This window comes from Candidatus Limimorpha avicola, assembly GCF_056978975.1.
In genome coordinates this window covers 35551-57563 of record NZ_DBMCYK010000011.1, presented here as the reverse complement: position 1 = coordinate 57563, position 22013 = coordinate 35551, and the positions used below count along the sequence as shown (strand labels likewise).

The 22013-nt window shown below is 36.0% G+C and carries 20 protein-coding genes; 9 read left to right on the top strand and 11 right to left on the bottom strand.

The window, feature by feature from the left end:
• Nucleotides 1–53: 53 nt before the first annotated feature.
• From ACZOVS_RS06475 to ACZOVS_RS06460, 4 genes are all read right to left on the bottom strand, one after another.
• Complete coding sequence (locus ACZOVS_RS06475; RefSeq protein WP_483996417.1) at nt 54–3044, bottom strand: T9SS type A sorting domain-containing protein; 2991 nt, start codon at nt 3042–3044, stop codon at nt 54–56.
• Nucleotides 3045–3050: 6 nt separating this feature from the next.
• Nucleotides 3051–4442, bottom strand: a complete 1392-nt coding sequence (locus ACZOVS_RS06470) for an STN domain-containing protein (protein ID WP_483996416.1) — start codon at nt 4440–4442, stop codon at nt 3051–3053.
• A 190-nt stretch (nt 4443–4632) separates the two neighbouring features.
• Nucleotides 4633–5631, bottom strand: coding sequence for a FecR family protein (locus ACZOVS_RS06465; protein WP_483996415.1), 999 nt, complete (start codon nt 5629–5631; stop codon nt 4633–4635).
• 101 nt (nt 5632–5732) lie between these two features.
• Nucleotides 5733–6299 (bottom strand): RNA polymerase sigma-70 factor, encoded by a 567-nt coding sequence (locus ACZOVS_RS06460; RefSeq protein ID WP_483996414.1) that lies wholly within the window; start codon nt 6297–6299, stop codon nt 5733–5735.
• Nucleotides 6300–6668: 369 nt separating this feature from the next.
• Between ACZOVS_RS06460 and rplU the strand changes: the two genes are divergently transcribed.
• From rplU to rsmA, 6 genes are all read left to right on the top strand, one after another.
• Nucleotides 6669–6980, top strand: a complete 312-nt coding sequence (gene rplU / locus ACZOVS_RS06455; RefSeq protein ID WP_483996413.1) for a 50S ribosomal protein L21 — start codon at nt 6669–6671, stop codon at nt 6978–6980.
• 22 nt (nt 6981–7002) lie between these two features.
• A complete protein-coding gene (gene rpmA / locus ACZOVS_RS06450; RefSeq protein WP_483996412.1) occupies nt 7003–7281 on the top strand; it encodes a 50S ribosomal protein L27 in 279 nt (92 codons plus the stop codon).
• A gap of 155 nt (nt 7282–7436) precedes the next feature.
• Nucleotides 7437–8708 carry a serine--tRNA ligase gene (gene serS, locus ACZOVS_RS06445; RefSeq protein ID WP_483996411.1) on the top strand — a complete coding sequence of 424 codons (1272 nt, stop codon included), beginning with the start codon at nt 7437–7439 and terminating at the stop codon, nt 8706–8708.
• The gene (locus ACZOVS_RS06440) at nt 8692–9156 is read left to right on the top strand and encodes a hypothetical protein (RefSeq protein ID WP_483996410.1); all 465 of its coding nucleotides are present in this window, start codon (nt 8692–8694) and stop codon (nt 9154–9156) included. Before serS ends, ACZOVS_RS06440 begins: the two co-directional genes overlap by 17 nt.
• A gap of 9 nt (nt 9157–9165) precedes the next feature.
• Nucleotides 9166–11010, top strand: coding sequence for a tetratricopeptide repeat protein (locus ACZOVS_RS06435; RefSeq protein WP_483996409.1), 1845 nt, complete (start codon nt 9166–9168; stop codon nt 11008–11010).
• A 19-nt stretch (nt 11011–11029) separates the two neighbouring features.
• Nucleotides 11030–11794: a 16S rRNA (adenine(1518)-N(6)/adenine(1519)-N(6))-dimethyltransferase RsmA gene (rsmA, locus tag ACZOVS_RS06430; protein ID WP_483996436.1), complete on the top strand. Its 765-nt coding sequence runs from the start codon at nt 11030–11032 to the stop codon at nt 11792–11794.
• Nucleotides 11795–11961: 167 nt separating this feature from the next.
• Here the strand turns inward: rsmA and ACZOVS_RS06425 are convergent, their stop codons facing one another.
• Genes ACZOVS_RS06425 through ACZOVS_RS06400 form a run of 6 tightly spaced genes read right to left on the bottom strand, consistent with a single transcriptional unit; the run spans nt 11962 to nt 17572 of the window.
• A complete protein-coding gene (locus ACZOVS_RS06425) occupies nt 11962–13626 on the bottom strand; it encodes an O-antigen ligase family protein (protein WP_483996408.1) in 1665 nt (554 codons plus the stop codon).
• Nucleotides 13623–15281: a S41 family peptidase gene (locus ACZOVS_RS06420; protein ID WP_483996407.1), complete on the bottom strand. Its 1659-nt coding sequence runs from the start codon at nt 15279–15281 to the stop codon at nt 13623–13625. The genes ACZOVS_RS06425 and ACZOVS_RS06420 overlap by 4 nt, the downstream gene beginning before the upstream one ends.
• An 11-nt stretch (nt 15282–15292) precedes the next feature.
• On the bottom strand, nt 15293–15523 hold the full coding sequence (gene yidD / locus ACZOVS_RS06415; RefSeq protein WP_483996406.1) for a membrane protein insertion efficiency factor YidD: 231 nt from the start codon (nt 15521–15523) through the stop codon (nt 15293–15295).
• A gap of 1 nt (nt 15524) precedes the next feature.
• On the bottom strand, nt 15525–15860 hold the full coding sequence (rnpA, locus tag ACZOVS_RS06410) for a ribonuclease P protein component (RefSeq protein WP_483996405.1): 336 nt from the start codon (nt 15858–15860) through the stop codon (nt 15525–15527).
• Nucleotides 15861–15919: 59 nt separating this feature from the next.
• Entirely contained in the window at nt 15920–16687 is a 768-nt protein-coding gene (locus ACZOVS_RS06405) for a uroporphyrinogen-III synthase (protein ID WP_483996404.1), read from the bottom strand.
• Nucleotides 16688–16744: 57 nt separating this feature from the next.
• On the bottom strand, nt 16745–17572 hold the full coding sequence (locus tag ACZOVS_RS06400) for a DUF4271 domain-containing protein (RefSeq protein ID WP_483996403.1): 828 nt from the start codon (nt 17570–17572) through the stop codon (nt 16745–16747).
• A gap of 137 nt (nt 17573–17709) precedes the next feature.
• On the opposite strand from ACZOVS_RS06400, the gene pta reads away from it, so the two are divergent.
• Both pta and ACZOVS_RS06390 read left to right on the top strand, forming a co-directional pair.
• Complete coding sequence (gene pta, locus ACZOVS_RS06395) at nt 17710–18726, top strand: phosphate acetyltransferase (RefSeq protein ID WP_483996402.1); 1017 nt, start codon at nt 17710–17712, stop codon at nt 18724–18726.
• A 15-nt stretch (nt 18727–18741) separates the two neighbouring features.
• Nucleotides 18742–19941: an acetate kinase gene (locus ACZOVS_RS06390; protein WP_483996401.1), complete on the top strand. Its 1200-nt coding sequence runs from the start codon at nt 18742–18744 to the stop codon at nt 19939–19941.
• A gap of 169 nt (nt 19942–20110) precedes the next feature.
• Here the strand turns inward: ACZOVS_RS06390 and ACZOVS_RS06385 are convergent, their stop codons facing one another.
• The gene (locus tag ACZOVS_RS06385) at nt 20111–20431 is read right to left on the bottom strand and encodes a diguanylate cyclase (protein ID WP_483996400.1); all 321 of its coding nucleotides are present in this window, start codon (nt 20429–20431) and stop codon (nt 20111–20113) included.
• 114 nt (nt 20432–20545) lie between these two features.
• Between ACZOVS_RS06385 and ACZOVS_RS06380 the strand changes: the two genes are divergently transcribed.
• On the top strand, nt 20546–22012 hold the full coding sequence (locus tag ACZOVS_RS06380) for an LptF/LptG family permease (RefSeq protein ID WP_483996399.1): 1467 nt from the start codon (nt 20546–20548) through the stop codon (nt 22010–22012).
• The last annotated feature ends 1 nt before the right edge of the window (nt 22013 follow it).

Here is a 22013-nt window from a genome sequence, read left to right as displayed (position 1 = left end):
AGCAATATTATCGACAATAATGAAATTATGGAAACTTAAAATAATCACTAATCCTAATGACTTATGATTAAGTTTTTGATTGTCATATTATTATCTTTTGACAAAATTTTTACTGAATATATTCCGGTCGGAAGATGTGATGTGCCAATACTTGATTTTTTTTCGCCTTTTATAGTTTGATGATGTACTTTTTCGCCTAAAATATTGTAAATCTCAATAAAGAGTATGTCATTGCTGCTGATATTGGAGAACTCTATATTAAAATTCATGTCGCACGGATTGGGATATATAGAAGTTTTTGTAACATTATTTTCTGCTGCTTCATTGTTATATCTCATTGTAATGATATCATTGTTTATCTCAAATACAAGTCCTTCAATCTCAGGATTTTGTTCTGTCAATATTAATTTATATGGTGTACTGGTCGTATATCTTGGCATGTCGGATATTACATAATAGGATCCGAATGGCAAACTGTCGAATTTGAAGTATCCTTTATAATCTGTCAATTTATAGTCCAAGAGATACTTCTCTGTAGAATTGTACAACATTATTGTTGCATTTGACAATCCTCCGTCACAATACATTTGTGTGCTGTCTCTGTCATACCAATCATTGCAATAAAATAAGGTATCACGAAATAGGGTGGAAGGATATTCAAATTGACCTGATATGGAGCCTGTTCCTTTCAACATTTGCGATATTGGAGATGATAATTCTATATCCACATCGTAAATATTGCCGTCGAGTTTTATTTTGTTGGCATATTTCCAACTGTTTTTAGCAGCATAATATACAGGTGCTCCTTGTTCGTTTATGGTATCTGGTATGGCATATAAAAGATAATTGCCCTCATGTAATTTGTTGAATATAAACTTGCCTTCTCCGTCAGTGCTTGTCTTGTACATTCTTTCTATCGCTCCGTTTGTGATGTTGGCGGCAATAACCAATGCATTCTCCGATTTTGTGTTTTTATATGATACTGTACCTTCAAGATTATATGCATTGATGAGAGTATAATTAGTCGTATCAGAGTGTCTTCCGCATTGCGAATACACGTGAATTGCCATGGTTATTTTCTTGTTTGTAGAGTCATGTTCTCCGTAATAATATACGGGATGCAGTTTATGTATGTCGTCGAAGTAGCCGTCACCGAAAGTTTCCCATTCTATGGAATCTTGATACATACTGTAAACGTTGCTTATCATGACAGGTTCACCGTAAAGACTGAAATTGTTTTCAGAAACATATACCATAGGTGTCTTTTTAAGATATAGTGTTATTTCGTCGCTTTCGTCACTTCCGCTGTTTTCTGCTTTGTCCACAAATAGCGTCAGGGTTACTTCTCCATTCGTGAAATCTTCTTCAGACGGGAAATAATCGGGTTGTAACGTCAAACTGTCGCTGAATGTGCCGCTTCCGGATGTTTCCCAGTGTATTTTTGAAAATAATGATGGAACATTGGCTTGTGTTAGCGATATATAACCAATTGATTCGCAAATGGTGTCATCAAATCCGGCGAATGGCTTTGCTGTGGCTATGCTATATGCACTTTCATGCGGTGATACCTCGTAATATTTCGTATTATATTGATTATCACATCCTGTTACTGCAATGTCACAATCCAATGTCAATCCCTGTATATAAATGATAGTATCTGTTATGTTTTTTATTACATTGTCGTATCTGTAATTGTTGAAATTGTCATGATAAATGTTATAACTGTTGAAATCACTTTCTTTATTGCTTTCCCATTTGACGAGTACACCTTCACCGGTGAATTGTTTCGTGACTTTTTTAGGTGCTGAAATAGGAGCATTTATATTGTGACTGTCTAAAAGTGGCATGTAAATTATTTTTCCTAAATTCATGTCATCGTTGTAATCAATAATAGCTTCTTCTATTGTTAAGGTGTTTGTGGTGCCCCAATAATTATTGGAAAGGTTTATGTTATTTTCTAAATTGTTAATAAATGTCGGTTTTGCTGATTCAAATAGTAGGAAGTTGTTGTTTGTAAACTGAACATTATTATAAGTTGAAAAATTAGTTATTGTGACATTAAGATGAAAAGTGTTGTCTTTTATGATAGCGGATTTTTGTGTATTGATATCGTAAAAACATAGATTATTCTCATAAAATGTGTTCTTTGTTATTTCGCAATATATATTGTCTTTAAATTCAATGGCATTTCCTAAATTCCAAAAGATGTTGTTCTCGACATATACTGAGTCTGTCTGGAGGTAAATGCCTATATTGTTCGTTGTGGTACTATTTGTTGGAGAATATATCACATTGTTTATTATTAGGTTATTCCCGGTTGAAGGCTTGTTGGCATTGCTGAGTAGTATAGCGATTTCCGAATTTTCAAAAATGTTATCTTCTATAATATTCCTTGTAGTTATGCCAAGTTTGTCAGTTATTACCATAATGGCATTCTGTCCTTCTTTAAAGACATTGTTTCTTATGATGTTGTCACTGCAAATGTTTTCATTGCTGTTTATAACAACGGCTTTATAGTTGTTGCAAAACCATGAATTTTCCACAGTACAGTTGTAAGAATCGAGAATATTGATGCCTTCTATGTATGAGTTCTCAAAGAAACAGTTTTTTATATTTATTTTGGAAGAATTTTTTATGCTGATAGCTGTTTCTATATCTTGGAATTTCACATATTTTAATGACACCTGATTCTCTTCATTGACATCTTTTATTTGAATACCTGTCCAATTCAACGTAGTGGCTGAACTGAAAATAACAGTGTCTTGTTCTGTCCCTTCTATCAGCAGTTTCCCTTTATTTACATACATTCCGGTGGATGATTCAAAGATTATTTGTGTTCCGGCATCTATTAATAATGTACTGATATTTTCAATGTAAATGTTTGAATATACGTAATAAATGTATTCTTTGGTCCAATGATGATCTCCTAACAATGTACCGCCTACAAATTTATATGTTTGCGCATTGAGAAGTTTTCCCGATAGACAGCACAATGTTATCGTAATCGCAGCTAAGAGTGTTGATATTTGTTTGGAAGACTTCATGATTGACTAAAAATAATAATACAATCCTATTCTTAAACCCATGCAGTCGAGGCGAGCAGTGGGCAGCGGTTCTTTTGTTATTGTTCCCAAATAACGATTGTAGTATATCTCAGGTACAATGTCAAAATCTTCGCTGATAGCATATTTCACTCCTATACTTCCTGATAATGTGAATTTTACTCTGTTAAACTCGTCAATATTCAAGTCTTTGATTTTATCGTTGCTGTTTTCAGTGATAAAAGAACCTTTTGCATTTATTAGATAATTCAAATCTCCTCTGCATTTGATGAATATGTTGAATCTTTCTGTCCTGAAAAAGGTATATGACACTCCAAAATTTAATCCTAAGTATAATAAATTGTTATTGCTAAATGTGTTGTATTTGAATTCCGAGCCGGAAATCATCACTGTATCGGTGATGTGGAAATAAGTAGTGTCGTGTGTAATACTGTTGATATTATAATATGTGTCTATGGTATCTATTGTGAAAGTTGGGGGGTCTTTTATTATGTCGGAAAATGAGAAATGATGACGTAGTGAATTTAAAGAAATACCTATTGTAAAATCAAAATTTTTATAAGTATAGCCACCATCTAAGTCAACTGTATAGTTGCGCAGTGAATATTTGTCAAGAGCACCAAGGCTTTCTTCAAAATAATCATGGTCAATGTCATTATTCCCTATATTGATTATTGTTAGATATTGTGAATATGATAGACGAAGTGAAAATTTTTCGTTGTGAGTATAATCTATTCCCATAAAAGCTCTTCTGACATCTTCCATTCTTTTTTTGATATTGGGTCTTTTATATACTATTACAGTGTCAACTACTCGTATTGTTTCTGTTTTTATCAACGTATCTGTTCTTACAATTGTGTCAGTGCGGACAAATGTAATGGTATCATGTACAAATACAGTGTCAGATACTTTCAATGGCACTTGCAGCAAGTCATTCTCTTTGTGTTTTTCTTTTTTAGGCTTTCTACTGTCATGTTTATTATCATCATTTGATTCTTTGTCAGTAATATTCCGGTCTTTGAAAATAACGACTTGATTGCCAATATATTTGAAAGAACAACCTGTGTTAGCCAAAATGTCAGACAACACATCTTTTACAGCTTTGTTTTCGGCAGAATAATGCTTGATCTGATAACCTTGTAAATCAGATGCACTATAAGCGAGTTTTATGGAGTATTCTTTATATAGTCTGTTTAATGCTGCGTCAACACTGATGTTTTCAAAAGATATGGAAATTTGTTTGTCTGTGATATCCTGTGCTCTTAATGTTGTTGTGGAAACAATGGCTATTAATATGGGAAGTATGAAATAATTTAACACAAATGGTTTATAACCAACAACTCTTCTGTAAAATAAGTCTATTTTCTCATTTCTTGACATTACGGTGTAATATTATTTCATGCCGCTAATTTATTAAAAAAAACATTAGATGATAAAAAATGTGTAAAAAATAATTGAGTGACACTAAAAAAAGTTTGCAGGTTTTTATTTTAAATGAAAATAAACCTGCAAACGCGAGCATTAAAAAGTGAATTTGGATAGAGTTTCATTATATTTTTGAAAACTTGTTTTATCTTATAGTTACCGTATTGCCTATTCTTACAATTTGCAAATTGAAGATGGCTGCCATGGTATCAAAGATACTTTCCAAGGTCTCATTTTCGAATCGTGCAGTGAGTATTAAATTGTTATATTTTTCATCGAGATAAATTTCAATTCCGTATGCCTGTGATAATGACTCTGTTACTGTTAACAAAGTAACATTGTTGAAATCAAGTATTCCTGTAGTTCTGGCAAATATGTTGTTGTTACTTGACTGATATTGTCTTTCTATACGGTTGTTTTTAGTATTGAATGTGCCTCTTTCTCCGGGTATGAGTGTTATCAACTCTTGTTGTTGACCTTTTTCGTCCACGCAGTACATTTTTACTTTGCCGGAATGCAAATCCACATAATATTCTGTAGATTCTTTTTCTGCATTTATGTCAAATTCAGTTCCGAGTACTTCTACTATCATACTTCCGCTTTTAATACAGAAAGGCTTTTCTGGATTTTTTGCCACATCGAAATGTGCAGAACCTTCAAAAAAGATATCCCTGTTGCTTGTGTTGAAACTTTTGTTGTAAGTTAATTTAGCATTTGGCTCTAATGTCACTTCTGTGTTGTCGGGTAATATGAAATGTTGAGATTCAGCCACTGCCATCAATATGGTTGTATTATCATGACGCAGAAAAATGCTTAATATCAATCCCAATACCAGCACTGCGGCAATCGATGCTATTGCAGCATAATATTTTAGGAATTTCTTTGTTTTGTTTGTTTCAAATATGTTATTCTCTTCGATTTCTTTGATGCGGCGATTGACTTTTTGCAAGGCAGACTCGGTATCGAATTTTTTCTCGGCTTTTGGTTCCGAAAATTCCCAAATCTTCTTGATAGATTCAAAATATGATTGATTGTATGGTGATTTAGTCAACCATATTTCAAACTCTTTCCTCTTCTCACTGCTTAGTTTCCCATGCAAGAAGTCTGTTATGAGTTCATTATATTTTTTGTTGACATTTACCATCTTTTTTTTTCTCTTAATTTCAAATTTATGACAACTTTATATATTGTTTTCCCTATCATTTTTTACAATTTTAACAAAAATTTAACATTTGACGACTATTTTTAGAGGAAAAACATTCCGATAAAATCTTTTAAGGCATTTCTAAGGTGTGTGAGTGCTTTGGAAAAGTCTTTTTCAACGGTTTTGGAAGATATATTCAGTTTTTCAGCTATCTCGTGATATTTCAATCCTTCATATCTTTTCATTTCGAAAGTCTTCCTCGAGCGTTCAGGCAATTCTATCAATGCCTCTTCCATTCTTAACTTCAAGTCCTTTTCTTTTAATTTTTCCAATGGATTGTTATTGTCCGGTTCGGAATTAAATCCTATAAAATTAAGGTGCTTTTCTCTTATTTTTTGCAATTTAATATAATTCAATGTATGGTTCAATACACCTTTATAAAGATAAGCTTCTAACGATGTGGTTATTAGCAGGGTGCTGTGTTTAAGCCATATTTTTACGAAAAAGTCTTGCACTATTTCTTCCGCCACATCACTATCATCGACAAACCTATTGCAATAATTGACAAGCGGTGAATAAAACTTACGGAAAATTATATCGAAAGAAAAGCGGTCGCCTTTTTTCATATTTTCAATAAGAATACCATATTCATTGCTGTTAATTATCATATGTTAATAGGTATAACAAATACAAAACTCTTCAGATAATTTTATGCAAATATAGCGCTTTTTTAAAGAGAAAAAACATTTTTGTTTTTTTTTGTTGAATGACGTAGTGTTCATCATAAATTAATGTTGGACAATATTTGAAGCAAGGAATGCTGTATCATGTTGATAGATACAGTTGTTTTTAAGATATGAAATAATATGAAACACCATTTTTATTTTTTTGATAGACAATGGTATAATCGATTTATAGCTTTAATATCAAATGGTTATTTGTTTTTTGATAAAAATTTTTCATATTAATGTAAGAAGTATAAAAAATAGTCTTAACTTTGCAGTCCGAAAAATTGTAAAGATTAATTGTATTAAAGAATGTACGCAATTGTAGAAATCGCAGGGCAACAGTTCAAGGTAAGCAAAGGTGATGAGATATTTTGCAATCGCTTGAAAGGTGAAGTCGAAAGCGCTATCACTTTCGATAAGGTGTTGTTGATTGATGATAATGGCAACACAAGGGTTGGCACCCCCGTCCTCCAAGGTGCTAAGGTTGATGCTACGATAGTCCAGCATCTCAGAGCTGATAAAGTTCTTGTTTTCAAGAAGAAAAGAAGAAAAGGTTATCAGAAATTAACCGGCCACCGTCAGGATATGAGTAAGGTGCGCATTGAAAACATTACTGAATAAAAAAATTAAAAAATTAGTAGTTATGGCACACAAAAAAGGCGTTGGTAGTTCCGAAAACGGTCGTGAATCACATAGCAAACGACTCGGAGTTAAGGTGTTTGGCGGACAAGCTGTTTTGGCAGGTAATATCATCGTTCGTCAACGTGGTACAAAACACAATCCCGGTGACAATGTGGGTATAGGTAAAGACCATACTTTGTTCGCTTTGAAAGACGGTGTTGTGAAATTTTATAAGGATAAGAAAAGAAACAACAGATCATATATCACCGTTATCCCCGTGAGCGGTGAGATAGTGGACTGATTGTTTTGAATAACGAGACAGAGAAAAGCCCGGTTCATTGTAATCGGGCTTTTTTGTTCTTCATGACACTTCTTTTGTGTTTTTGAAGAAAAATTTAGAAAACACTCCGATTTTTTGGTTCTAAATATTATTTTTGCAAAACAAATATAACGCTTATGTTAGTAATATCTTATATCAGAGAACATAAAGAAGAGGTTATCAATCGTCTGAGTATCAAAAACTTTACTCGTTTTGAGCTGATTGATGAGATTTTAGAACTCGATGATGAACGTCGTAGAGTACAACAGGAAAACGATGAGGCTCTCGCCGAAGCCAATAATTTAGCCCGTATTATTGGAGATTTGTTTAAACAGGGCAAGGCATCAGAAGCTAATGAACTGAAAGCTAGAAATGCTGTGCTTAAAGAGAAAGCCAAGTCGTGCTCCGACAGGCTCGCAGTGATAAAACAGAGCATTCAGGAAAAACTTGTGGAGATTCCCAATACTCCTCATCTTGATGTGCCTCGTGGCAAGACTGCTGCCGACAATCTTAATGTGCATCAGGAAGGAGAGATGCCTAAACTGCCGGATAATGCAATGCCTCATTGGGATTTGCTTAACAAATATCAACTCGCCGATTTCGAACTCGGCAACAAAGTCACCGGAGCCGGATTCCCTTTCTATAAAGGTAAAGGTGCCCGTCTGCAGCGTGCTTTGATAAATTTCTTCCTCGATGAGGCTGTCAGTGATGGTTATTTCGAGGTGCAGCCTCCTGTCCTTGTCAATGAGGCTTCTGCCTATGCTACCGGTCAACTTCCTGATAAAGAGGCTCAGATGTATGCTGTGCCTCTCGATAAGATGTATCTTATTCCTACTGCAGAGGTGCCGGTAACCAATATATTCCGTGATCAGATTGTACAAGAAGCACAACTGCCGATAAAAACAGTCGCTTATTCCAATTGTTTCCGTCGTGAGGCAGGTTCATGGGGTAAAACCGTACGAGGCTTGAATCGTCTTCATCAGTTCGACAAGGTGGAGATTGTGGAAATAGCTAATCCTGCTAATTCATACGAACGTCTTGAGGCTATGAAAGCCCATGTTGCAGGCTTGCTCCGTAAACTCGAATTGCCTTTCCGTGTCCTTCGTCTCTGCGGTGGCGACATGAGTTTTACTTCAGCAATGACATACGACTTCGAGGTTTATTCTGCTGCACAGCAACTGTGGCTTGAGGTAAGTTCTGTCTCCAATTTCGAAACGTTCCAGGCTAACAGAATGAGACTCAGATATAAAGATAAAGAAGGCAATATCAATTTCGTGCATACTCTTAACGGTAGTGCTCTCGCTCTCCCGCGTATTGTGGCCGCTTTGCTTGAGAATAACCAATGTGCTGAGGGCATTAGAATTCCTAAAGCACTCCAAAAATATACCGGCTTTGAGATTATTGACTAATATATTATGTTTGTTGTCGGTGTTGTCGCTGCTGTCATGCTCCGACACTCCGTCAAAACAGGTGAGTTCGATGCAAAAACGCCTCGCTGTCGTGCAATCCGGCGTTTCAACTCTGTATGAGAGAGATTTTGACTTCCTCGTAAAGGAATATTATCGCATAGATACTACTTTGGCAAGAAAATCCAACATATCAAAGGAAATGGATTTGTTGGCGTCATATCTTCAACAGTTTGAAACGGTTAGAGTGGATATGCTCGATGAGATAAAATATTCCGAACAACAGTTGTCGGATCTTAAATACGATATAGATAACAACAAGCTTTCCGAAAATGATATCTCCAAGTATCTTAAGGATGAAGAAGCTGCCGTGAAACGTCTTGAGGCTCAATTGGATTATTTTCGTGACAGATTTTCTCAACAGAAAAAAGTCGTCAAGAACTTAAAGTAATGATATGCCATGAAAGTGCCCTGTCTTGTTTTCTTTTTGCTGTTCGCTTTTTTGTCGATTGATGTTCAAGCACAGATTAATATCAACAATCCTCAAAAGATGGAACAAAAGGTGACTGAAGAACGTCTTGCAAAAGAATTGTTCAATAAAAAGGAATATGATAAGGCGAAAGATATATATCTTAAATTGTACAATGATTATAAACAAATTGTATATTTTAACCAGTATATCGACTGTCTCGTTCTTGACGGGGATTTAAGTCTGGCAGAACGCAGCCTGAGAACTTATTTGAGAGGCAATAACTCCAATTGGAGAGCCAAAGTGCTGCTTGGCAATATCTATATTCTTGGTAACGAATATGACAAGGCAGACAAATATTTTGTAAGATTTATAAGAGAAGTACCCAAGACAAGGAGAACTGTATCCGAAGTCGCCTCAATAATGCGTTCTTATGGATTGGAGAAATACGCATTGCAGCTCTATGAGGATGCTGCTGAAATTCCGGAGATAGATTATCAGTTTTATCTTGAAAGAGCATATTGCTATCAGTCGATGCTCGACTTTGAGAATGCTACTGAGATGTATCTTCGACACCTTGAAAAGACTCCTAAACAATATGATATGGTGAAAAACCGTATCCGTGTCATGATGATGTATGATATGGACGGTTCCATAAATGATATTATAAGGACTGTTTTGCTTGCCAATACTCAGAAATATCCTGATAATATAAAGTTTTCGGAATTGTTGATGTGGTTTTCTCTGCAGATGATGGATTATGATATAGCCCTGATGCAGGCTGAGGCTCTTGACCGCAGGACAGGAGATAGAGAGAGCGACATATTTTATATAGCAAGTATTGCAGAGGATAACAAGGAATTTGAGGTGGCTTCCGATGCTTATAACTATATAGTCAACAAACATCAGGATGGAGTGTTCTATTTGAAGGCGGCGGTGGCATTGTTGAACCTGGAATATCTGAAAGCCGTAGAAGAAAATATCAACGATGTCAAGTATTATGAGTCTTTGTCGAAACGTATAGATCAGGCTTTTGATAATATAGGATTCTTTCAGCAGACCCGTCCTCTCATGCTTGCACAAGCTGAAATATTGGCATATCATCTTGATAGAATCGACGATGCTGTTTCTCTTTTAGAGAGAGGTATAGCTCTTGGCGGCACTAATTATGAACAGTCGATTCTGAAAATGCGTCTTGCCGATATATATCTTTATAATGATGAGATATGGGAAGCTACTTTGTTGTACAGTCAGGTGGATAAGGCAATGAAAGATGACCCTTTGGGACATGAGGCAAGACTGAAAAATGCACGACTTCGTTATTATATAGGTGAATTTCAATGGGCTGTCACTGTGCTTGATATACTGAAATCTGCTACGTCAAAGTTGGTTGCCAATGATGCCATGACATTGTCGCTTTTGATAAAAGATAACTTGGAATATGATACTGTGGCATTAAGACGTATAGCAAAAGCAGATTATTATATCTATCAGAAAAAATATGACATTGCCGAGAAAGTACTTGATTCTGTTTGTATTTATAACCCTAATGAAGTAAGTCTCCCGGCAGTGTATTACCGTAAGGCGCAGATTGCAATGACACGTCAGGATTATTCTATGGCGGACAGTTTGTTCCGTAAGGTTTATGAGGGGTATGCCGGCAGTTATATTGCTGACGAAGCTTTGATGGATGATGCTGAGGTGTTGGAAAAATATCTTGACAGAAAAGATGATGCGATGCGTTGTTATGAGATGTTGATGGATACATATACTGCCAGCGTTTATGTGGCTCAGGCACGCAAAAATTATCGCCGGATTCGTGATGGTATAAAATGATGGTTGTATGAAAGATAATATCGGTAAAGTAAAACCCAAAAAGGCACTTGGACAACATTTCCTCATGGATTTGAATATTGCTCACGATATTGTTGACGCCTTGTCTGACGAGGTGGGAGAAGTCGTTGAAGTAGGTGCGGGCATGGGTGTACTTACTCGTTATCTTATCCCAAAATTTGGTGATAGGCTTCATGTTGTTGAGATTGATAATGAATCTGTTGTATATCTTGAAAAGGCATTTCCTGAACTTGGTACAGCAATAGAACATGCCGATTTCCTTAAAACGGATTTACATCGTTTTGGAGATAATATCGCCATTATTGGCAACTTCCCCTATAATATAAGCAGTCAGATTTTCTTTCATGTGTTGAAATACCGTGACAATGTGATTGAGATTGTCGGTATGCTTCAAAAAGAAGTGGCAGAACGTATCAGTGCAGCCCCGGGAAGTAAGACATACGGCATTTTAAGTGTCTTGCTGCAGGCTTGGTATGATATAGAGTATCTTTTTACTGTCAACGAGAATGTCTTTAACCCGCCTCCCAAGGTGAAATCAGCAGTGATACGTCTTAGACGTAATGAGGTAAAATCTTTGAATTGTGATGAAAGATATTTTACAATGGTTGTAAAACAGGCTTTTAATCAACGTCGCAAGACTTTGCGCAATTCATTGCGTTCTCTTGTACCTGCTGATATGATGGGTAATCCTCTTTTGGATAAACGTCCTGAGCAACTGTCTGTTGACGACTTCGTTACTTTGACAAATATGTTGTCAATAAAATAAGTTTTTTTAGTAAGCTCTTAAAATTACATTTAGCGATATACTTCGAGATAGTGTCAAGAGCAGTATCTATTGTTTTTTCGATAAGTTAATAAGGAATTATCATCGCTTTTCTGGACAGTATCATTTCTTTGGGAAGGATGGTATCATTATCTGTTTTCCGTTCTTTTTTACTTCTGTATCTTCTGTCTCCGGCAAGATGTCTGATTTTTGTCGGTTGTATTGTTGAAGAGCAGGAAAGAATTGAAAAATGCAAACAATGTGACACCGGCTTGAGACTCTATGGTGTCTTCTGTAAACATCGACAGTAACATGATAAGCAAGAAAGTAACATAAAGGAAGTTACGTGAGTTTTTGTCGAAAATTATCGGATATAATAATGTAAATAAAAACCATAACAAGCCTATTATTCCCAGTCCTACAGTGATAGACAGATACTGATTATGAGAGCGGTGCCTATATTGTGGAAGGAGTTTTGAGTCAGATTCTTCATAATAATTTTCAAAAGCGTCAGGCAAATCTCCGGTACCGACACCGAAAATTAAATTGTCTTTTATGATGTTTAATGAAGCTTTGATATATTCTATTCTTTGGAATTCCGAACTGCCGTTTGCGTCTTTTGTCTTTTTATATCTTTGATATGCAACCAACATTTTCGACAGCCTTGTCATTATTCCTGGATTGTATATATAGTTATAATTGTCAATGTTATTTTCAATATGTTGAATATCTTCTTTTGTGAGTTGAGATAAGCCTTCTGCATCTTTTCTTAAGTTTTTGGAATTCAAATATCTTATAATAGATTGATAATCAATATCTTTAAAATCAATATCGCTTATTTTTCCCCATTCTTCCTCTAATTCGGATTCACAAATGTAAAGTCCGGAATATCTGCCTTCTTCTATCGGAAAATTTACAGTGTCATGGATATATGGGTTTCCCAATTTTGTTGTTTTATCTAATGTAGAGAAATCGATTTTTCCCGGGAAAAGGTTTTCTTTTATTATTTTGAAAGTTTTCAATGAGCCAATTGAGAATACTACAAGTATTAAAGAGAAAACTATTATTTTAACAGTCGTATTACCTTTTTTTATTGTGAAATATATGATTATTAAAGAAGGTATGACAGTCAACAATACAAAACCTATAAGAGATTCAAAAACAAATGTAAGCCATAAGAACCATAATATTAAGGCCATCATAATGATTTTCAATGAAATATGATATTTTCTAGTCACTATGAAATAGGCAAGAATGAAAATGCTGAAAACTATACTTAGACAGAATCGTATGTGACTGATAAAAACTGATATTTCCCGTACATCGAGGAAGTCTTTGCTTAGATACTTCTCTGTACTGAAAATTGCACCGAAAACAATGGAGGCGATGTAAAACCATAACACAATATCGGTTTGTTTGCGCGTAAGCGGTTTCATGGAAGATAGCAATATAGGAAAGAGAAGCAGAGGCAGTTTAGTACGCAAATCTTTTGCTGCATAATCGAAATCGGCAGTGTGTATCAAACCTAACACATGAATAAGAAATAATGATGAAAGCACAAGAGCTGTTTTGTTGTGCAGAAAAGTGTTGAATCTCTCTCTGATGTTGCATCCGATATAACGGAACGACACTGCAATTTGAGACGACAGGCGAGGCAGGAGACTCTTTTCTGGAAACATCTTGTTGATGTCAGCCATGGGAACGCCGACAAGAATCCATACTGCGAGAAGGTAAAACTGTGTTACACTCATCCCATAATTTGATAACGGAATGAATACCGCCATACTGATGAGTCCAAGAAGATAAAATCCTGTGCCAATTTTGCCGTAACTCATTTATTTTGATTGCCCTTTAATATTGTTTCGTATTCGTTTTTGCCGTTACTGTCAAGAAGAATCTCAAAAGCTCTTTGTATCTCTTCATCATCGGCAATGGTTGATGTTATTCTTCCTTTCTGATGGTAATATCTGCCAACGATTTCATATTTGAGAAGTTCTTTTATCTCTTCGCTGTTGTTAATCAAGTCGTTGTCCTTGTGTTTTTTCAGTTCTGATTCTAATTGTGACAACTGCGATTCTATAACTTCCAAATAACCCTCTTCTTCAGCGGTGTTGCGCAAGTCTTCAATTTGCTTTTCACTTTCAGACACGAAAGAAAAATTCTGATTTTCAATAAATTCCATAAAATCGTTATAGATATTGTCAGTTACTGTAAATGTTTCCGGATCATCTATGGATTTATTCTCATTGTAAAACTTGTTTCCGTATTTGAAGAATAAATTTTTGGCATACAGGTTTGAAGTTATGGTAGAGAAACTGTCGATATCTATTTTTACGTCAGGTTGTATGCCATGTCCTTCATACACTATTCTTCCGTTAGCTGTTTTAAACTGAGGACCAAGGGTATCGGTACTGCCGTTTTCTGTAGTGTTTTTCTTTTTTGAATAATCTATTTCTTGAATACAACGTTTACTTGGGATATAATACTTTGAAACTGTAACTTTGATCTGAGTGTTATAGTTCATGTGCAATATATTTTGTACCAATCCTTTGCCGAAGGTACGTTGACCTATTATCACACCTCTGTCGAAATCCTGAATTGATCCGGCGACTATTTCGCTTGCCGAAGCACTTAGACCGTTAACTAAAATAGCAAGAGGAATGTTGGTATCGTTAGGTTCGTTTTTAGTGAAATAGTTTTTATTCTGTTGCGAAGTTTTACCTTTTGTATATACAACAAGCTGGTTTTTGGGGACGAAGATATTGACGATGTCTATCGCCTCGTTGAGCAAGCCGCCGCCATTTCCGCGCAAATCGAGGATTATGCCTTTGAGGTCGTGTTCTTCTTTCATTTTCAGAAAACATTCCCTTACTTCTTTGGCTGCGTCTTTAGTAAAACTTCCAAGTGCTATATAACCTATTCCATTGTCGAAGACTCTTTGATAGGTAATATTGTCAACCTTGATATTCTCTCGTGTCAATGTTTTAGTGGCTATACTTTCATCATAACGTTTTATTTTCAGGGTCACGGTGGTTCCCGGCTGTCCTTTCAACAGTTCACTGACTTCGGAGGTATTTTTTTTACTGACATCCATTCCGTTTATTTCCAACAAAATATCGCCCGGCAGTAATCCGCTTTTATGAGCCGGTGAGTTTTCGTAAGGTTCTGCTATATGTACGGCATTGTCGTAATAGCTTATTATGGCGCCTATGCCGCCGTATTCGCCTGTCGTCATAAGTCGAACGTCTTCTATCTCGGATTCCGGAATATAAACGGTATAAGGGTCTAAACTCTCAAGCATGGCATTGATTGCAGCTTCGTTGAGTTCGGAAGGGTTTATGTCATCGACATAATTGAGATTAAGTATTTTTAATACGTTGTTATAAATGTCGAGACTTTTTGATATTTCAAAATTGTTGAGTTTTTCTTGTGCCATCATCGACAATGGCAACAACATCATCAATAAGAGAATGTTTTTAATTCTTTTCATTGTTGAAATTATTAAGGGACGGGGTCATAGCCGCTGCCGCCCCAAGGATTACACGATAATATTCTTTTTATTGTCAGCCAGCCGCCTTTTATAGCACCGTATTTTCTTATTGCTTCTATGCCGTAATTGGAACATGTCGGCGTGTAACGGCACGATTTGCCTAAAAATGGCGATAATGTCACTTGATATATGCGTATCAGCAATATCATGATGTCGGCCGGTATCTTTATAAGTCTTTTCATTTCAGAGACATTCGTTCTGTAAACGTTCAATAAGCAGTTTTATTTTCTTTTCAATATCTTTATATTCCATTATTATCGTTGCGGTATAGACAAGAGCTATGTCGATCGTAATATTTTCGTCCATACATTTACATAACAATTCATGTTTGTTTTTTCTCCAAGTTTCACGAATCAGACGTTTTATACGGTTGCGTTTTATTGCATGATGAAAACGTTTTTTTGATACTGATACGAGAATCCTTGGTAAGGCATCACATTGGTTGTCGGGTTTAGTTACGTTTATTATGACCCTAAAAGGATAAAAACTGAAGCCTTTGCCTTTTTCAAACAAGGCCATAATGGCTTTTTTTTTGAAAAGCCTTTGAGATTTCGGTAATCCTTCGGTCTTTAACAATGTTATTTCTTTTTGTTTTTCTTGTTTTCTGCAGTAAGAAATTGTTCTATTGCCATTGTCATTGAAGGTGCTGTCTGTGTGGGAGCAGAGAAATTCAGAGTGAATCCTGCATCGGTGATGGCCTGACATGTTGTTTCGCCGAAACCTCCAATTACTACGTTTTCAGTCTGTTTGAAATCCGGGAAATTGGACTTCAAGGAGTCTATTCCTGCAGGACTGAAAAATACCAGCATATCATAATTGTCAATTTTGACATGAGAAAGGTCGGATGCAACAGTCCTGAAAATTACAGCTTTCTTGAAATTAATTTTAGCATTGGTAAGCATCTCAGGATGATCTTCGTTGGTGCTGATGTTGGAACATGGAAGAAAATAACTTTCATTACTATGTTTTTTCATGATAGCAATAAGTTCCGCAAACGAATGCTTGCTGAAAAATATTTTTCTTTTTCTGTATTGAATGTAGTGTTGCAAGTATAAAGCTGTAGATTCTGTAACACAAAAATACTTAAGTTCATCGGGAATAGTATAACGCATTTCTTTTGCGATACGGAAGAAATGGTCAACAGTGTTGCGACTTGTTAGTATTATGGCAGTGTAGTCCGAAAGTTTTATTTTATCTTGTCTTAATTCTGATGCGCTTACATCTTCCAACCTGATGAATTTTTCAAATTCTATGTTGACATTGAATTTTTTTATGATGTTATCATAAGGGGTTTTTGTAATGTCAACAGGTTTGGGCTGCGAAATTAGAATTGACTTGATTTTCATTTCAGTAAATTATTATTTTTCGTAATGTTAGTTTTTATTTTGCAAATTTCAGTAACTCTATATGATACAATTACTTGTAACTATCCGATAAGCCATTGTCAGTGCTACTGCCAAGGGTGCTATTTCAAGCGTGCAAAGATACAAAAAAATATTAATATAGCTTAGTTTGGTTAAAATTTGAAGTTCGAAAAATATTTTCACTATCCTGATGATGTATGGAATAAACAAAATAATGCCGGTAATGATGCATATTGCCTTGCTTGGATAAAATATTATGATAAGCATCGTCGGTATAAGAATTAGATTGTTAAGACTCACAGCCGATAGCCGCACTATTGTATGGTGCTGTATGGCCTTTTTCGCATTTATAATCCATCCGTAAAGATTAGACATGAGGTATTGAAACAATAGAAATACGGCAATGCTGCAACATATTATCAGATAAAATTTAAAACTTCTGAATAAAGAGTCATTATTGATTATCAGTAAAATATGTTGTATATATAATGACATCATCGCGATATGGCATATAAAAACCGAAGTACCGGAAATACTGCGCAAAGGGTTCCATTCTCTCAACATCTTTTCTGATGATTTGTTTTGTGCGAATGTCGTGATAATGGTACTGAATTTATTGTAGGCAAGACTTCGGTTGAGTGCTATTGTCAAAAGTGTAATTAAAATTATTGCCATGTTCCACCAAGGTGAGAATGATGATGTGTTTCTAATATTTGTTTCTACGGTATAGTTAGGTTTCTCTGTTACAAAATGAAATGATGAATATATGGTGTCATTGGTTGTTATTGATGCGTTATCAGCCTGATACTCAATGTTTGAGCATGGTGTGTCAATTGGAAAGCAAGACATGATAATGCTATCGTTCATTAGTTCAACTTTATTTTGCAAAGATACATTTTGTTTAAATGTCGTGCAAGAAAGGTGATTTTTTTTGATTTTAGAAAATAGATTTATATCTTTGCATTTTGTTTGTAATCATGTAGTAATAATCATTGTAAATCGATATGGAACTTATTGAAAAAATCAAAAAAAATGCGCAAGCCAATCCGCAACGCATAGTGCTTCCCGAAGGAACAGAAGAACGTACTTTGAAAGCCGCAGATATTGCTCTTGAACAGAAACTTGTGAAAGAATTGGTGCTTCTCGGCAATGAATCGAAAATAAATGAAATGGCAGAACAATTCGGGTTAAAAAATATCTGTAACGCCATTATTGTTGACCCCGTCAACAATCCCAAGAAGGAGTATTATGCCAATATGCTGTATGAATTACGCAAAAGTAAAGGTGTTGACATGGATAAGGCTATGAAACTTGTGGAAGATCCTTTGTATCTTGGTGTTCTTATGATCAAAGCCGGTGTCGTTGACGGAGAACTTGCCGGTGCCGACAATGCGACTGCCGATGTGCTTCGCCCTGCTTTGCAGATTGTCAAGACACGTCCCGGTATCAGTACTGTATCAGGTGCTTTTATGATGGTGTTGCCTGAGAACAAGAAAAATTATGGTGATGATGGCATAATGGTGTTTGCAGACTGTGCCGTATCACCGGAGCTGACAGCACAACAACTTGCGGAAATTGCTGTTATCTCAGCCGAGACGGCCAAAAATATTGCCTGTATTCAAGAACCACGTGTCGCCATATTGAGTTTCTCTACTAAAGGTAGTGCAAAACATGAGAAAGTCGATAAAATTATTGAAGCGACAAGTATAGCTAAAGAAATGGCTCCTGGTCTCAAACTTGATGGCGAGTTGCAGTCTGATGCTGCCATAGTACCTTCGGTGGCAATGAAAAAAGCACCTCATTCTGAAGTCGCCGGTAAGGCCAACGTGTTGATATTCCCTTCTTTAGAGACAGGCAACATAGCTTATAAACTTGTACAGCGCCTTGGTGATGTTGAGGCGGTTGGTCCGGTTCTTCAAGGTATGGCAGCACCTATCAACGATTTGTCAAGAGGCTGTTCCGTCGATGATATTGTCAATATGATTGCTGTTACTGTTAATCAGGCAGCTGCCAATAAATAATTAAAAATTACTGTTATGAAAATATTAGTTCTTAACTGCGGAAGCTCTTCGATAAAATATCAACTTATCAATATGGATAACGATCATGCAGTTTTGGCAAAAGGGCTTCTTGAACGTATAGGCCTCGAGATGGGAGAATTTACCCATAAATATAGAGGTGAGAAACATTATGAACAACTGCCGATACCTAATCATACCTTTGGCATAGACCTTGTACTTAAAGCTTTGGTGAATCCGGATTATGGCGTTATAGACTCGCTTGATGAAATAGGTGCCGTAGGTCATCGTTTGGTACATGGTGGTGAGAAATATACCAAGAGTGTTCTGATAGATGAAGATGTGGTGAAAGGTATGGAAAGTCTTATTGACCTTGCACCGCTTCACAATCCAGGCTGTTTAGAGGGCGTTTATGCTGTCACAAAACTGTTGCCCAACGTAAAACAGGCAGGCGTTTTCGATACCGCATTCCATTCTACCATGCCGCCGGAGTCTTATCTTTATGCAGTGCCTTATGAGTATTATGAGAAATATCGTATCCGCAGATATGGCTTCCATGGTACAAGTCATAAATATGTTGCCGAAAATGGAGCTGAATTTATAGGTAAGGATTGGAAAGAACAGAAAATCATCACTTGTCATCTTGGGAGTGGAGCCTCTGTCGCTGCTGTCAAAAATGGCAAATCTGTCGATACTTCCATGGGATTCACTCCTGTTGAGGGTCTTATGATGGGTAGCCGTACCGGTGATCTCGACCTTGGCGCATTTATGTATATCGCCGATAAGGAGGGCTTTGATATGAAGGCCATGAATACTCTCGTCAATAAGAAATCAGGTCTCGTCGGCATTACCGGCGGCAAACAAGATATGCGCGATGTGAATGCAGGACGTAATGCCGGTGACGAACGTTGTACATACGCTTTTAACATGTTCGCTCACAGAGTGAAAAAATATATAGGGGCATACGCTGCTGTGATGAATGGAGTCGATATTATAGTAATGACAGGCGGTATTGGTGAGAATGCATGGTTTATGAGAGAAGCAATATTGCTGAATATGGAATATCTCGGTGTGAAACTTGATAAGGAGGTTAACGAGAATACCATGGGCGAGGCAAGAGTGATTTCTTCCTGTGATTCCAAGGTTACTGTGGTGGTTTATCCTACAGATGAAGAATATATGATTGCCAAAGATACTTATGATTTGGTAACTGCTTGAAATAAAAGAAATTGATAAAAATATGGGGCGAGTCTGTATTGTTAAATCGGACTCACTCCGTTTTTTGTATTTGGGAATGTAAAAATACAAAGAGTTGATTATGGTGAGAATATGTATTTAGGTGCAACGACATAGTCAATTGCCATAGCCGAGAAATTTTTTCTCACTGTTATCTGATATAATGTGGAATCTCAGGCGGCAGTATTATCGAAAATTCTATAAGACCTTTGAGTTCCCCATTGTCATACCAGGGGGTTTGATATATCATCTTTTTAACATCTCCTTTCTGAATAGTATATACATTGGTCTCTTTGTTTTCGATTAATCTGTGTATTATATCTTGTGACCTCGTTTTGTGGCAACCCAACATGTTCTTCCCTGTCATGTCTCCAAAAACACTTTTTGATTTATTATTCATATACACTATGTTGCCTTCAGTGTCGGAAATAGTTATGCTTACATTAATCTCATTGAAAAAGTCTTTTTCCATATAGAATTTTTTTATGCAAAAAAAAGAAATATTTTTTTAAAATGAAACATTTTATCGAAATATTATTACTACGTCATTTGATAAATGTCTATATTTGCAAAAAATATTATTAAATTGAAAAAATTATATCGTTATATCATCAGGTCATATATCGGCACGTTTTTTTTTACTTTTTTCGTTGCCGTATTCATTCTTTTGATGCAATTTTTATGGTGTTATATCGATGATTTTGTCGGAAAAGGTTTGGAAGTCAGTGTTATATTAAAATTATTGTTTTATACATCCATAACTTTTGTTCCCATGGCATTGCCTTTGGCAATATTGCTTTCTTCGTTGATGTGTTTCGGTAAACTTGGCGAGTATTACGAACTTGTTGCCATGAAAGCTTCCGGCATTTCTATTTGGAAGATAATGCGCCCTTTGTTGGTGTTTTCCGTAATAATGAGTTTTGTGGCATTTTTCTTTTCTAATAATGTTCTTCCTTATGCCAACCTTAAATCACAGTCTCTGCTTTATGATGTACGGCATCAGAAAATGGCACTTGATATACCTGAAGGCGTTTTTTACAGGGGAATTGACGATTATGTGATAAGAGTTGGTAAAAAAGGAGATGATGGTAACTCGTTGTACGATGTCATGATCTATGATCATTCTGATGGAAAAGGCAATGTGAAGGTTACTACTGCAGATTCCGGTTATATCGCTTTGTCGAAAACTCAGAAAGAGATGATATTTACTCTTTATGATGGTTGTAATTATACTGAGATGACTGATGATAAAGATTATAGGGTTAGAAGACCGTTTCAGACCATGTTTTTCAAAAAGCAGTATATCACTTTCGATTTGTCGGAATTCGACTTGACACGTACCGACGAGGATTTGTTCAAGTCCCATCATTCCATGCTTAATATTGCTCAGTTGAATGTTGCAATTGATTCTCTTAATAAGACATACGACAAACGTGTCGAGAAATATGATGAATCTTTCAAGAGAAGATTTCATAATCTTGTTGCAGATGATGAAGAATTTGTAAAACATGACAAAAGGGCGAGCAAAAAAAGCAAGGAAAAAGTTGAGAATGACAATGAAGAGAAAATCATCTGGCCTTTATTGGATAATTTTACTATAAAAGAACAGACTTCAATAGTGGACATGGCTTTGTCTTCAACAAAAAACATAAAAGAAAATATTGATGTCAATGTCAAGGAGTTTAACCGGCAAAAGACCAATATTCTCAAGCATGAGCAGGTGTTGAACCAAAAGTTTTCTCTTAGTGTGGCATGTCTGATATTTTTTTTCATTGGAGCACCTTTGGGAGCAATAATACGAAAAGGCGGACTCGGATTGCCTGTGGTGGTAAGTGTGGTGTTTTTTGTGATATATTATATCATGACTATAACCTGCGAAAATATTGCACTTGCCGGTGACATGCCTATGTTCCTCGGAGTATGGCTTTCGTCCATAGTGTTGTTCCCTATAGGTGTGTTTCTTACTTTCAAGGCTACTACTGATGGCGAGTTGCTTGACGGAGAGAGTTGGAAAAAGACTTTTGATAAAATTTTTACACATAAGAATAGATAGT